Source organism: Paraburkholderia sp. NMBU_R16 (assembly GCF_013282575.1).
In the GTDB taxonomy this organism is placed as follows: domain Bacteria; phylum Pseudomonadota; class Gammaproteobacteria; order Burkholderiales; family Burkholderiaceae; genus Trinickia.
This window is the reverse complement of record NZ_JAAAYE010000046.1, coordinates 1-13,821: the sequence shown is the minus strand read 5'-3', so window position 1 is coordinate 13,821 and position 13,821 is coordinate 1. Positions and strand designations below refer to the sequence as shown.

Genomic DNA, 13,821 nt, shown 5'->3' with positions numbered 1-13,821 from the left:
TGAAACGGTAATTGTAACGCTTTCGGGCGGGTGGACTGGCTGGCGATGGGACGTCTGCGCGACCGCGCAATGCTCGGCCAGCCTCTCCGGCAGATGGTTCGAAGGCTCAGGGCAGCCGGTTACGCTGACTATCGACCTAGACGGGTTTTATTACATTTCGTATACGTTCCGGGTCGATAGGCATTAAATTGTCGCCGAGCGAAAGGCCTTGTCGTCAGGTCCGCTCTCCCAACTGTCGACGGCTTGAACTTGCCACGATGACCACTGACGTAGTCGAAGTCGAATGTCCGCGTCCGGCCGCTGGCTTGGCGCGCAGCCCGTCCATCAAACTATTCGCGGCACTGGCCGCGATCAACTTCTTGCGAATCGGCTATCAATTGGTCGTGGTCGCATGGTCGGCGGTGCAGAGCACAGGGCGAGCTGACGCTGCCGGAAAGATTCTGTTGATCTCGACGGTGGCCAGCCTGGTTCTCTCGCCGATTCTGGGCGCAACGGTCGACTACTTCGCCAGAAAAAAAGCAATGCTGCTGTGCGGTCATCTAGGCATCGTCGTTTCGGGCGGAATCCCGCTTCTTACACAAGCGACGCTGACCGACGAGACGATGTTCGAGGCCATCGCTGTCGCCGTAGTCCTGACTACTGCCTCCAGTTCTGTCCTGGGCGGCGCAATGGATTACTTCCTGAAGACTCATCTTCAGCAGTCCGAACGACCTCGGCACTTGGCGACCCTCAATTCCACCGCTCAAATCGCGCTGATTTTCGGGACGGCGTTGGGCGGCCTGGTTGTTTCTCAAGCCAACCTCGTTCACGCTTTCCTCTTCATTTCTGCCTGTGGTGCGCTTCTGGCCGGAATCAGCTGGTGGTTGCTGCCTGCCTTGTATGTGGCGCGCGATAGCGCTTCGCCCACCTGGAAACGGGGAGCATTTTCCGCAGGGCCGATGCTCTACCTTCGGCACCGCCGATTGTTCGCGATAGCAACCTGCGCCGCACTGGCGTTTTCGATCGGGCAGATCACGAATACATTGCTACCGGCGCTTATCGCCTTTTATTTCCGCGGCACGAGCGCGGACTATTCGATGATAGAAGCAGCGTGGTCGATCGGCGCACTCCTTGTCGGCGTGTGGCTAGCAAAGTTTGCGGCGAATTCGCCGGGTACCATGCGCCTCGATTTCATCGTAGTTGGAACAATGGCTATCGCTCTCGCGGCGATCCCGCTTCTTTCCGCTTTTCCGGCTTTGCTGACAACGCATTTCTTTCTCGGCGCCGGTTTCTCCCTGGTACGCATACGAAGCGAGACCCGGTTCCTGGCGGAGTGTCCGAGACACTTGCTAGGTCGTTTTCGCGCCAACAGCGTGCTGATGACGAGCGGGATTGGATTGCTGATCTTTTCCGCGCCCACCGTGTATGGCGGGGCTTCGGTTGCCGGCCTCTACGTCGCGATGGCCAGCGTCGTCGCTGTTTCGGCGCTCGGCTTGCTGCTCGTGACGAAGCCGAGCGGTCGCCCGCCCGGGTCCCCGGCTTAGCAGCAAACGTCACCTGAGAACCGCTCCTTCGCACTGCGCGCGTCCGTTCGGGGTGTTCGCTACGAAAGCGCGTACTCAGCACGCGATGCGCAATATCTAATATGGGTATCGCTACGCTACGCGCTTTGCCGCATATACAACGTCGGAGACGCCATGTTACGACGCGATATCGCAACTGTTGCAATGGTTGTGGAAACAACAAAATGCGCAGATCATCGTGATCTGATATCGCTGCGAGACATATCGTTCGACCTCGCTGGCGGCGATGTTTGCGACTGGCACTCAGCCGGAAGTGCGGTATCGCGCTTCTACAATGCAATGTCGCTGTTTTTCCCTAAAGGGGAAAAATTCTTCATCAACAGCGTCCGTGAACACCGCAAGCATGTGAAAGAAGAGCGCCTGCTCTCGGATGTCAGCGGCTTTATGCAACAGGAGGCCGCTCATAGCCGGGAACATCGGGCATATCTCGGTGCGATGGTCGCAAGCGGTTATGAAGTCGACACGCTTGACATCAGGATGTTTTCCAAGCCGCTCGAAAAGGTTGCACCGCGACGCAGGCTTGCGATGACGGTCGCGATGGAACATTTCACGGCGTCGCTGGCGCATCAGATCCTGGCGAGCGGCGCCATCATGCGAGGCGATAGTGAGTTTGGCGCGTTGTGGCGCTGGCACGCCGTCGAGGAAATCGAACACAAATCGGTGGCGTTCGACGTCTTCACCTCGGCATACGGTCGGGGAGTGGGGGCATACTTTCTTCGTTGTTCGGCGGCGATACAGGTGACGATCGGCTTTATGCGAAGGCTGTTCGTCAACGTTGCGCGTCTGGCGGAGCAGGATAGCGCTTCATGGAGAAGCTGGCTCGCGTTGTTGCGCTACCTCTGGGTGGCGCCGGGCTTGTTTCGCCGCATGACGCCGGCTTTTTTTGTCTACTTTCATCCGCGATTTCACCCTTGCAATACGGACGACCGTCGCCTGATCGCCGCATGGCGTGACGCGGCCGCAAGTTCCGCTTCGCACGAGTGGGGCGGCTGCTCATGAGTGTTTCGTTGACCATCGAGCTGCCCGTGCACGCCGTCCGTGTCTACTATGCGGACACAGACGCGGGCGGAGTGGCTCATCACACCGCCTATTTGAGGTGGTTCGAGGCAGCCCGCTCAGAATGGCAGTGCGCCGTCGGGTGCTCGGCTCGCGAGCTTCAGGACATCTATGGCGTTGCACTCGCGGTGGTGGACGCAACGCTCCACTATCTAAAGCCCGCGGCGCTGGACGAGCGGCTGTTGGCGCGCGGAAATGTCTCCGCGGCCAGCCGCTGCAGCCTGCTTGTCAGTCAGACGCTGATGCGGGACGAGACTCCAGTGGCAGGTGCCGAGTTCAGACTCGCCTGCGTCAACGTCGCGACGCAACGTCCCGCGCCATTGCCAGATGCTTTGAAGGCCGCGCTTTCACACGAGATCGCACCCGTGTGACATTGCCGGTATCGGCAGCTCACGCACCCCGCGCCTACGGTGTCTGGCCGTCCAACACCGCTGTCAAAGTTTCCAACCCTCGGCGCATGCGGGTGAGCGCATCGCTCAAGCGGTCAAATGCCCAGTTGTTCGTTCCGGCCTTCCCAATCTCTCTCCTGAATTGCGCAGTGGAGTTTTGAAAAGAAACTTGGCGCTCGCGAACGGTTCTGCTGAATTCCAATGACGGAGCGGCTTTTGTCTCTTCGATCAACAACGCGAAAGCTTCATTCGCTTGCTGAGTTCCTTCATCGATATGCTGCTCCGCTTTTGTCAGGTGCTCAGACAACCCATCGTTTTGATACTGATTGGAAAGAACTCCCTCCAGCGCTGCTTCCGCTTGTCGGAATGCTTCCAGACATGAGCGCAATAGCATCCGCGCTTGAACGCGCGGCGAAAGCGCGGTCGATGTGGCATCGGATAAGCGCACCGGTTGTTCGGCTGGCAGCGCAACGGGGGCCGGCGCATGGGGTGAATCGTCGGGTTCCGACCGGACGAGCGTTGCGCCTGCAAACCGTGCAGACTGCGCTGCCATCTCCCGCAGTTTCTCGCGATCGTCCGGGTCCGTGACGCCGAGTTCACGGACGGCATCGTCGAGTGTCCAAAGCCCCGCATCGAATTTCGTGCCCGCTTGACTCAGCTCACGCGGGGTGAGCCTTTGGGCATTGTCGGGACTTGCCGCGCCCGTTACGACATGAAAACCGGCATCGCCGCGGGCCGCGCGTTCACGGCCTGAATCGCCGGGAGGCTCTGGCGCCGACGAGTCAACCGGGATCTGTCGAGTCTCCGGCGTGACTGCGTCTTGCCGCGGCCGACCGGAAAGGTGTGTCGCCTCATCTGTCTGAGCGAATCTGCTCGCCCGCCCGTTATCGAGCGCGTCGCGGATGGACCGTCGGTTGAGTCCGGCGAGCAGCCCGGTCGCGGCAGGCGGCGCGTAGGGTGACTCGGCATCGGCGCGGCCATCCAGGTTCTGCGACGGCACCCCGTCTTCCTGGGCGGCGAGGCCGTCGAGCCCGTCGAGCCTCCGAGAGATAGAAGATCCACCGTTCGGAGCATTCGTCATATCCGTTGTACGCAAGACGTAGTGGTCTACCATCATCGCCGATGCTCCCGCATCGAGACGAAAGCCACGCGAAAGCGACGCTTACGAACCGAAATTGCAGCCTGTTCCGAGCAGACCGTCGCCGCGCGGGCAGCACTGTGACCTGCCGCACGGCCCAATTTGCCGCGGCGCCCGGCCGCGCGACCCAGCGCAGATATAATGCGGCAATGACCGCCCATCATCAGACGTTTCACGTCGCCGTCGTTGGCGGCGGCCTCGTCGGCAAATGCGCCGCGCTTGCGCTCGCACAAAACGGACTGCGTATCGCCCTGATCGCGCAGCCTGCCGCGCCGCGTCCGGCCGACGTGCTTTTCGATGCCCGGATCTACGCGCTGTCAGCGAGTTCCCAGGCACTGCTGGAACGCCTGCGGGTCTGGCAGGCGCTCGACCACGATCGTCTGTCGCCCGTCTACGATATGCGCGTCTATGGCGACGCCCAAGCGGAACTCCATTTCTCGGCGTTCCAGGCGGCTGTGCCGCAGCTTGCCTGGATCGTCGAATCGACGCTCGTCGAACATTCGCTCGATGCCGCCTTACGCTTCCAGCCGCACGTGACCTGGTTCGACACGCGGGCGCAAGGGCTCGATGCGAAAACCGATGCCGCCATGCTCGCATTGGCCAACGGCGTCGTGATCGAAGCCGATCTCATCGTCGGTGCCGATGGTGCACATTCGTGGGTGCGCGCGCAGATGGGGGCCGAGGTGACGCGGCGCGACTACCGGCAAACCGGTGTCGTGGCGAACTTCAAAGCATCGAAGCCGCACGGCGAAACCGCCTACCAGTGGTTTACGGACGATCGCGAGATCGTCGCGCTGCTGCCACTGCCGGGCGGCCATGTATCGCTCGTCTGGTCGGCTCGCACCGACCATGCACGCGAGCTCGTTGCGCTTGCGCCGGCACAGCTCGCAGCCGCGGTCGAACGGGCAACGCATGGCCGGCTCGGAGAGCTCGAATGCGTCGGGGCCGCGCACGGTTTCCCGCTTTCGCTGCAACGTGTGGATCGCCTCGTCGCGCCGCGCGTGGCGCTCGTCGGCGACGCCGCCCATCTCATTCATCCGCTCGCCGGGCAGGGGATGAACCTGGGCCTGCGCGATGTGGCATCGCTCGCGGACGTCCTCGCCAAAAAGGAGCCGTTTCGCGATCTCGGCGACCTGGTGCTACTGCGTCGCTACGAGCGCTCTCGCCGTGAAGACATCGGCGCGCTCACCGCTGCGACCGACGGGCTGCAGCGCCTCTTTTCCTTTCCAGGCTTTTTCGCCCGTACGTTGCGCAACGCCGGCATGTCGCTGGTCGGCGCGCAGCCGCTCGTGAAGCGCTGGCTGGTTTCGGCGGCGCTTGGCTAGCCGGGACGGACGGACACGAATCCATGCGCCGCGCCGGAACCCCGCGCGGCGAACGATCAGAAGGACTTGTAAATCATGGCTACTTTCCTGCGCGGCGCCCTGAGCGCTGCCCTCATCGCCGCGATGGCACTTGGATGCTCCGCGCACGCCGACCAGACGACGGACAAGCTCAAGGCGACGCTGCAGGCCCGCCTGCCCGATCTGCAGATCAAAAGCATCACCAAGGCACCGGTCGCCGGGCTTTACGAAGTGAACGTCGGCGCACAGCTGATTTATAGCGATGCCAATGGCGATTATGTTTTCGTCGGCGATCTGCTCGACACGAAAGCACACGCGAATCTCACCGAGGCCCGCCTCGCCGAAATCAACAAGGTCGATTTCGCAAGCCTGCCGCTCGCCAACGCGGTCAAAGTCGTGAAGGGCAACGGCAGCCGCAAGATGGCCGTGTTCTCTGATCCCAACTGCCCGTACTGCAAGCAACTCGAGGCATCGCTCAAATCGATCGACAACGTCACCGTCTACACCTTCCTTTACCCAGTGCTGTCGGACGATTCGACCGCGAAAGCCAAGGCCATCTGGTGCTCGGCCGATCGAGCCAAGACGTGGGAAGCCTGGATGCTCGAACGCCGTGCCCCCTCGGGTGCGGGTACCTGCGACACGAGCGCGATCGACAAAAATCTCGCGCTCGGCCGCGGCTTGAATGTGACCGGCACGCCGACGATCATCCTCGCGGACGGGCGCCGCCTGCCGGGTGCCGTATCCGCCGATGCGCTCGAGCGTGCGCTCGGCAAAGCGCGTTGAACCGGTTGGGCCAGAGTTGAGCAGACCGCCCCACATCCATTCTCTTCCCGCCCATTTCGCTTAGCTGCCGATGAAGCCGATCCGCTACGTCATCGTTCCCAAGCAACCTGCCGCGCATATCTTCGAAGTAACGCTGACGCTGGCCGATCCCGATCCCGCCGGCCAGCGTTTTTCTTTACCGACCTGGATACCTGGCAGCTACATGGTGCGGGAGTTCGCGCGCAACGTCGTTTCACTGCAGGCTTTCAGCGAAAACGGGCGCAAGGTCCGGATCGACAAGCTCGACAAGCAAACGTGGCAGACCGCGCCGCTAAAAGGCGGCGCGCTGACGCTGCGTTACGAGGTCTACGCATGGGACCTGTCGGTGCGGGCTGCCCATCTCGACGATACGACGGGCTTTTTCAACGGCACGAGCGTCTTTCTCGCAGCGTTGGGCCGTGAAGCGGCACCGTGCCGCGTCGAAATCCGCAAGCCCGCCGGCGCGGCCTATCGGAACTGGCGTGTGGGGACGGCGCTCACCGAAGCGCGCGGCACCAAGCGGTACGGTTTTGGCGAATATCAGGCGCAGAACTACGATGAGCTCGTCGACCATCCGGTCACGCTGGGCGAATTCGAGCTCGCCACGTTCACCGCGCATGGCGTACCGCACGACATCGTTATTTCCGGTCGCACGACGCGTGTCGACATGGAGCGGCTCTCGGCCGATCTGAAGCGTATTTGCGAGGCTCAGATCGCGCTATTCGAGCCGCGCTCGAAAAAGGCACCGGTATCGCGCTATGTCTTCATGACGCTGGCGGTGACCGACGGCTACGGGGGGCTCGAGCACCGCGCCTCGACGGCGCTCATCTGCAATCGCACGGATCTACCGGTTGTGGGCCGCACCGACACGACCGAAGGCTATCGCACGTACCTCGGCTTGTGCAGCCACGAGTACTTTCATACCTGGAACGTCAAGCGCATCAAGCCGGCCGCTTTCGTACCCTACGACCTCTCGCGCGAGAACTACACCTCGCTGCTGTGGCTTTTCGAGGGCGTGACCTCCTACTACGACGATTTGATGCTCGTACGCAGCGGCGCGATGTCGCCCAATGAGTACTTCGCCCAACTCGGCAAGACGATCGGCGGCGTGCTGCGCGGCAGCGGACGGCTCAAGCAAAGCGTGGCGGAAAGCTCGTTCGACGCCTGGATCAAATACTACCGTCAGGACGAAAACGCGCCGAACGCAATCGTGAGCTACTACCAGAAGGGTTCGCTCGTCGCGTTGGCCTTCGATCTGGCCATCCGCGAACGCACGAATCACCGCAAGTCGCTCGACGACGTCATGCGGCTGCTCTGGCAACGCTACGGTCGCGACTTTTATCGGAACGGGGACGAGGCGCAAGGCGTCGGCGAGGATGAGGTGAGGGCACTGATCGCGGAGGCGACGGGCGTCGATCTCGGGTCGCTTTTCGACGAAGCCGTTTATGGCACGCGCGATCTGCCGCTCGACGCGTTGTTTGCGGCTGTCGGCGTCGAACTGCGCCCGGACCTCGGCAACGGTGAGGCGGGACGCATCCGCAAGCCATCGCTGGGCGTTCGTGTGCGCTCAGCCGGCACGGATTGCACGCTTGCCGCCGTTCACGACGGTAGCGCGGCGCAAAAAGCGGGGTTGTCGGCAGGCGATGTCCTTGTCGCCATCGACGGCGTGCGTGTGACCGGTTCGAACCTCGACGCGCTGCTTGGGCGCTATTTGCCCGGTGCAACTGTCGACATTCACGCGTTTCGTCGCGACGAACTCCGGACGGTGCGCGCGAAGCTCGACGGTCCCGACGTCACGCGTTACAAGCTCGTGGCCGATGACAAGGCGCGTGCGCCAGTGCGCCGCGCGCGCGAGCGCTGGCTGCTGGGTTAGGCGTGTTCGGCTGATCCGATCCTTACTGACAGTCATCGAGGATTGGTTCCCCAGCGTAACGGCACCCCGGCCGCGGTGCCGTTACCGCGCGAAATCCGAAGTGCCGGCACCGGCGCGAAACGCACCGTTGACCCCGCAGCGACTTCCCCGCATGCCATACCACGCGAGCGACATCGTCATCGCGACAATTGCGCCGAGCCCGAAACTCCACCACAGGGCGTCGGCGCCCCACGTTCGCATCAGCAGTGCGGCGAACGGCAGACGGATGCACCAGAACGCGACGAACAGGATGACGAGCGGAACGCGGACGGCGCCACAGGCGCGCGCGATGCTCGACAGCACGAACGTGACGCCGAGCGGCACGAACGACCAGGTGACGGCGGCCTGAATATGCTGCGCGGTCAGCACGACGCCGGCGTCGGCGGGCAAGAAGATTCGCAGCACGCTATCGCTGGCCGCGGAGATTGCCGCCACGAGACTGCCGGTGATCGCGAGGTTGAGCAGGATGCCCGTCCGCGCGATCCGGCGTACCCGATCCGGCCTGCGCGCACCGATGTTCTGAGCGGCCATCGTGGATACGGCCATTCCGGTTGCCAACGCCGGCATCTGCACGTAGTTCCATAGCTGCAGGCACGCGCTGTACGCCGCCGTGGTCGATGCGCCAAACCGATTGACGAGCGAGATCATCGCGATCGTCGACAACGATACCACCGCCATCTGAAGCCCCATGGGGATGCCCGTCGTTACGATCGTGCGCACACGGGACCAGTCAGGGCGCAGGAGAGGCGCATCGTCGGCTCGCAGGCAAAGCACATGGCGCCGGCGGTAGAGGTACACGGCCAGGGCGGCAAGGCTCGACGTTTGTGCGATCAGCGTGGCCGCGGCGGAGCCCGCGATGCCGGCCCCTGGAATCGGCCCCCACCCGCATATGAGCACGGGGTTCAGCACGATGTCCAGCCCGACGGCTGCAAGCTGGAAGAGCAACGGCGTGCGCGTGTCGCCGGCGCTGCGAACGACGATCGTCACGAACAGGTAGCTAGTCTGGAACGGCACCGCCGCGAACATGATGCGCAAATAGGCGGCGGCGAGCGGCAGCACGCTGGGCGGCGAATGCATCGCGACGAGCAGCGGTTCGGCTCCCAGCAGCCCGGCGGCCGCGATAGATGTCGACACGACGGCGAAAAACGTCGCGCTGGTACCGAGCGTTTTCTTCGCTTCGTGTAGGTCCGATGCGCCAAGGCTGCGGCCGATCAGGATCGTCGCAGCCATCGCGAAGCCCATGATGCTCGCCACGACGAACGACAGGATCGTGTTCGCGTTCGCGGTCGCCGCAAGCGCCGCTTTTCCGATGTAGCGGCCGACCCACATTGCGTCGATCGAGCCGTTCAGCGATTGCAGCACGTTGCTGAGGAGAATGGGCAGCAGGAGTTCGAGCAGCGTGCGCCCGACCGGGCCGTTCACGATCACGTCGTTGCGCCGGCCGTGCTCGCTGTTCATCGCAGGCTGGCGGGACGCATGTCCGTCCAATTCGCGTCGACGTACGCGATCGCTTCTTGCTGCGTCGCGGCCCGATGCACGACGGACCAGCCGGCGGGTATATCGACGGCGGCGAGCCATATCGAATGCTGCTCCTCGGCGTTGACGAGGACGAGATAGTCGGAGGCGGGCGCTTGGGCGTCGAGCGTATCGGGGGTGTCGGTCATTGCTTTCTCCAGTAAGTCGGTCGTTCGAAGTTGGACGGTCACAGCATGTCGTTCAGCATGCGGGCGATCCGATTCATCCAGACGGGACGGGCCAGATCGTCATGCGTGCAATCGACACCATGCGTGACGACGTTGGTCGCGTGGCGTGTCCAGATCGTCCGGGGCGGTACGGTGTGCTCGCCCGCGGCGGTTGTCGTCGCCGTGGCCTCGACGAACACGATTTTGCCGTCGAAGCGGCCGAGATTCGGCTGCCGCCAGATGCGCATCATGTGCGTGAAGACTGCGTAGAGCCTTTGCACTTGCGCGAGCGGCAACGCCGACAGCCGCTCGTGTCGTGCATGAACGCGAGCCAGGATGTCGAGGGGCGAGGCAGCGGCGAGGTCGTCCGGCAGGGCTGGGGCGCCGAGGACATCGAGGAAGCGGCGCAGGCGCTGTGCGTCGGTTGCGGCGGGCGCAGCGGGCGAGCCGGCCAGCGCCGCCGGCCGGCTGTCGAGCAGGACGAGCTGTTCAACTTCCTCGCCGATGCTTTGGAGCTGGGTCGCGATGCGGTGCGCGATGATGCCGCCGATCGACCAGCCGAGCAGGCGGTACGGGCCCTCGGGCTGGATGGTGCGCAGCGCTTCGACGTAGGCGTCGATCAGGGCGTCGAGGTCTTCGTGCAGCGGACAGGCAGGTTCGAGAAACGGCGCCTGCAGGGCATAGATCGGTACCTCCCTGTCCAGATGCGTGACGAGCGCCGCGTACGACCAACCGAGACCGGTTGCGGCATGGACGCAGAACAGCGGGGACTTCGTGCCGGCGGGGCGCAGCGGCAGGACGATGTTCAATGCGCTGCCCGCGGGCGCGGCTCCCCCGTCCGCCATCCGCTGGGCGAGCCGGGCGACGGTGGGGGCTTCGAACAGCGCTTGTACGGGGAGCGCGACGTTCAGCGTTGCGCGAATGCGGCTCACGAGTTGCACGGCGAGCAGCGAGTGACCGCCGAGCTCGAAGAAGTTGTCGTCGGCGCCGACGCGAGCCATACCGAGTGTGTCCGCGAAGAGCGCGGCCAGCGCGTGTTCGGACGGCGTAACCGGTTCCCGCGACGGCGTGCGCGCGGCGAAATCGGGGGCCGGCAGCGCGCGGCGGTCGACCTTGCCGTTCGGGGTGAGCGGCAGGGCATCGAGGATCACGATCGCAGCGGGGACCATGTACTCGGGCAGGTATGCTGCGACGTGGCGACGCAGCGCAGCGGCGTCCGTCCCCTCGACGCCCGCTTGCCGGCGGACGACTGGATAGGCGACTAGTTGGCGACGTTCGTCGTCGCCGTGAACGGCGACGACGGCCTGCAAGACGTCGGCATGCCGCTCCAGGACGCACTCGAGTTCGCCTAGCTCGATGCGAAAACCACGGATCTTCACCTGCTGATCGTTCCGGCCGACATATTCGATCGTGCCGTCGGGGAGCCAGCGGCCGAGGTCGCCGGTTCGATACATGCGCGCACCGTCGATGCCGGCGAACGGGTCAGGAACGAAGCGCTCCGCGTCCAACGCGGGCCGGTTCAGATAGCCGCGCGCCACGCCGGCGCCACCGATGCAGATTTCGCCGGCCACGCCGACCGGCGCCGGCTGTCCGCGGCGATCGAGGATATAAATCTGCGTATTTGCCAGCGGTCGGCCGATGTGCGGGCGCTGTGCGTCGGCGCCGATGCGCCCAATGGTTGCATCGACCGTGCACTCGGTCGGTCCGTACACGTTGTAAAGCGCCGGGGTGCGCACGCCGCGCAGCCGGTCCCACGTCCTGTGCGTGATTGCCTCGCCGCCGACGAGTATCGCTTTCACACAATGACCGTGTCGGTCCTCGAAGAAGCCCTCCGCAACTAGCCATTCCAGTTGCGCCGGCGTGCAATCGAATGCGTCGATCCGCTCGCGGACGAGGAAAGCGCACAGCTCGGCGGCGTCGCCTCGCACGGATTGCGGCACGACGACGACGCAACGGCCGCTGAGCAACTGGGTGAGCGCCTGCACCGACGCATCGAAGGAGAGCGCCGCGTTCATTGCGATTCGCGTGCAGTCGCCAGTGGCGGTATAGATCGCTTGCTCCAGCCCGGTCCACAGGTTCATGACCGATCGGTGCTCGACCATCACGCCTTTGGGTTGACCGGTCGAGCCCGACGTGTAGATCACGTACGCGAGGTGCTGTGAGGTGACTTCGGGAGCTGGCGCGCGTAGGTTGTCTGCCGGCAAGTCGGCGTCGCCGTCGGGTTCTTCGATCGAGACAACCGGTAGATGTGTCGGCACGATCGCGCTCGCGCGCTGCGCCGAAGGAATGATCACGGCGACGGGCGCCGAGTCCTCGAGCAGGTAGGCGAGCCGAGCAGGCGGCGCGTGCGGATCGAGCGGTACGTAGGCGCCCCCGGCCTTCAGAATGCCGAGCACGCCGATTATCATCTCGATGCCGCGCTCGGCGCTCAACGCGATCCGATCGTCAGGCGCGACACCGAGTGCGACGAGGCGGCGTGCGAGCCGGTTGGCTCGGGCATTCAGCTCAGCGTACGTCAGCTGCCGTTCTTCGAACACGACTGCGATCGCATCGGGCGTGCGGTCGGCTTGCTTTTCGAATTGCCGGTGTAGACAAACGGACGCCGGCGACGGAACGTGTGTGGCGTTCCAGTCCACTGTCAGTTGCCGGTATTGAGCGGGAGTCAGCAGCGGGAGGTCGGCGAGCGCCCGGGTATCGTCAGCCGCCATTGCCGCGACGAGCGCGCGCCAGTGGTCGACATACCGCTCGACTGTCGCGCGGTCGTAAAGGGCAGTGGCATATTCGAGGACGCCTGCGATCTTTCCGTCGACTTCGCGCAGGCCGAGCGACAGGTCGAACTTCGCTGTCGCACCGCCCAGGTCTTCGAGCGGCGAAACGTCGAGACCTGCGAATTCGAGTGCGCCGCGCGGCGCGTTTTGCCAAGCAAACGTCGTCTGGAAAATCGGCGCATGCGCGAGGCTGCGCGACGGCTGCACCAGTTCGACGACGTACTCGAACGGGAGCTCGGCATGCCGTTGCGCGTCGAGCGCCTGCTGCCGGCTGTGGCGCAGCCAGTCCGCTACCGTATGCGCAGGCGTCAGCGGAAAACGCAGCGCGAGCATGTTGACGAAGAAGCCGATGAGCGGCTCGGTTTCGCTGCGTTGGCGCCCGGCGGTCGGACTGCCGATCACGATGTCATGCTGTCCCGATAACCGCGCGAGCAGCATGGCCCAGCTCGCCAGCAGCGTCATCTGGAGCGTCGCGTCGTGACGGCGGCTCAACGCGTGCAACTGACGGGTCAGCTCCGCGTCGATGACAACCGGGCAATGGGCGCCGTCGTACCGCCGTTGCGGCGGGCGCGGTCGGTCCGTCGGTAGTTCGAGTGCGGGCGGAAGACCCGCGAGGGCTTGCTTCCAGTAGTCGGCCGCGTGCTGCTGCCGTGCGTCGTCGATCCGCTCGCGTTGCCATTGCGCATAATCCGCGTATTGGATGTGCAACGGCGGCAGCGGGTCCTCGTCGCAGGCGCGATACAGCGCGCCCAGCTCCGTGGCGAAGACACCGTTCGACCACGCGTCGAATACGATGTGATGGACCGTGAAGAAAAGCACGTGTTCGTTCGGCGCGAGCTGCAGTAGCAATGCGCGGGCGAGCGGGCCGCGTTCGAGATCGAACGGCTCGGCGGCTTCGTCGGCGAGCCGTTGCTGCAGCCGCATCTGGCGTTCGTTCGCGTCGGCCAGATCGCCGAGATCGACGAACCGCAACGTCATCCCGACGTCGGCTGGTGCGATGGTCCGTACAGGCCGGTCGCCCTGCAGCCTGAACGTCGTACGAAGCGCTGCCGCGCGTCAAACAAGATGAGAGCAGCGCGTCAATCAGGATGAGAGTACTGGCGTGGCGGCAGCGGTGAAGGGCGTAGCCCGGAACCGCTGCCGCCACGCCGCGCCGAGCAGTCCCCCGTC

The 13,821-nt window shown here is 64.1% G+C and carries 10 protein-coding genes; 6 read left to right on the top strand and 4 right to left on the bottom strand.

Translation table 11 applies throughout. From position 1 onward, the window contains the following. The first annotated feature begins 305 nt into the window (after window positions 1–305). From GWC77_RS20840 to GWC77_RS20830, 3 genes are all read left to right on the top strand, one after another. Window positions 306–1,523 (top strand): MFS transporter, encoded by a 1,218-nt coding sequence (locus GWC77_RS20840; protein WP_173260054.1) that lies wholly within the window; start codon window positions 306–308, stop codon window positions 1,521–1,523. Between the two features lie 153 nt (window positions 1,524–1,676). Next, window positions 1,677–2,561: a metal-dependent hydrolase gene (locus GWC77_RS20835; protein WP_173260053.1), complete on the top strand. Its 885-nt coding sequence runs from the start codon at window positions 1,677–1,679 to the stop codon at window positions 2,559–2,561. Beyond that, complete coding sequence (locus tag GWC77_RS20830; protein WP_173260052.1) at window positions 2,558–2,989, top strand: YbgC/FadM family acyl-CoA thioesterase; 432 nt, start codon at window positions 2,558–2,560, stop codon at window positions 2,987–2,989. The genes GWC77_RS20835 and GWC77_RS20830 overlap by 4 nt, the downstream gene beginning before the upstream one ends. 34 nt (window positions 2,990–3,023) lie before the next feature. On the opposite strand, the gene GWC77_RS20825 is transcribed toward GWC77_RS20830, so the two are convergent. Beyond that, the gene (locus GWC77_RS20825) at window positions 3,024–4,124 is read right to left on the bottom strand and encodes a hypothetical protein (RefSeq protein WP_173260051.1); all 1,101 of its coding nucleotides are present in this window, start codon (window positions 4,122–4,124) and stop codon (window positions 3,024–3,026) included. Window positions 4,125–4,294: 170 nt separating this feature from the next. Here GWC77_RS20825 and GWC77_RS20820 point away from each other — a divergent pair, with 170 nt between their 5' ends. From GWC77_RS20820 to GWC77_RS20810, 3 genes are all read left to right on the top strand, one after another. Beyond that, a complete protein-coding gene (locus GWC77_RS20820; protein ID WP_173260050.1) occupies window positions 4,295–5,470 on the top strand; it encodes a UbiH/UbiF family hydroxylase in 1,176 nt (391 codons plus the stop codon). Between the two features lie 75 nt (window positions 5,471–5,545). After that, a complete protein-coding gene (locus GWC77_RS20815) occupies window positions 5,546–6,271 on the top strand; it encodes a DsbC family protein (protein WP_173260049.1) in 726 nt (241 codons plus the stop codon). Window positions 6,272–6,341: 70 nt separating this feature from the next. Then, window positions 6,342–8,162 (top strand): M61 family metallopeptidase, encoded by a 1,821-nt coding sequence (locus GWC77_RS20810; protein ID WP_173260048.1) that lies wholly within the window; start codon window positions 6,342–6,344, stop codon window positions 8,160–8,162. Between the two features lie 81 nt (window positions 8,163–8,243). Here the strand turns inward: GWC77_RS20810 and GWC77_RS20805 are convergent, their stop codons facing one another. The 3 genes from GWC77_RS20805 to GWC77_RS20795 are packed head-to-tail and all read right to left on the bottom strand — an operon-like array spanning window position 8,244 to window position 13,650. Further along, window positions 8,244–9,659 (bottom strand): MATE family efflux transporter, encoded by a 1,416-nt coding sequence (locus GWC77_RS20805; RefSeq protein WP_173260047.1) that lies wholly within the window; start codon window positions 9,657–9,659, stop codon window positions 8,244–8,246. After that, complete coding sequence (locus GWC77_RS20800; protein WP_173260046.1) at window positions 9,656–9,865, bottom strand: MbtH family NRPS accessory protein; 210 nt, start codon at window positions 9,863–9,865, stop codon at window positions 9,656–9,658. The genes GWC77_RS20805 and GWC77_RS20800 overlap by 4 nt, the downstream gene beginning before the upstream one ends. Window positions 9,866–9,903: 38 nt before the next feature. Further along, window positions 9,904–13,650: an amino acid adenylation domain-containing protein gene (locus GWC77_RS20795; protein ID WP_367949070.1), complete on the bottom strand. Its 3,747-nt coding sequence runs from the start codon at window positions 13,648–13,650 to the stop codon at window positions 9,904–9,906. Window positions 13,651–13,821 lie beyond the last annotated feature (171 nt).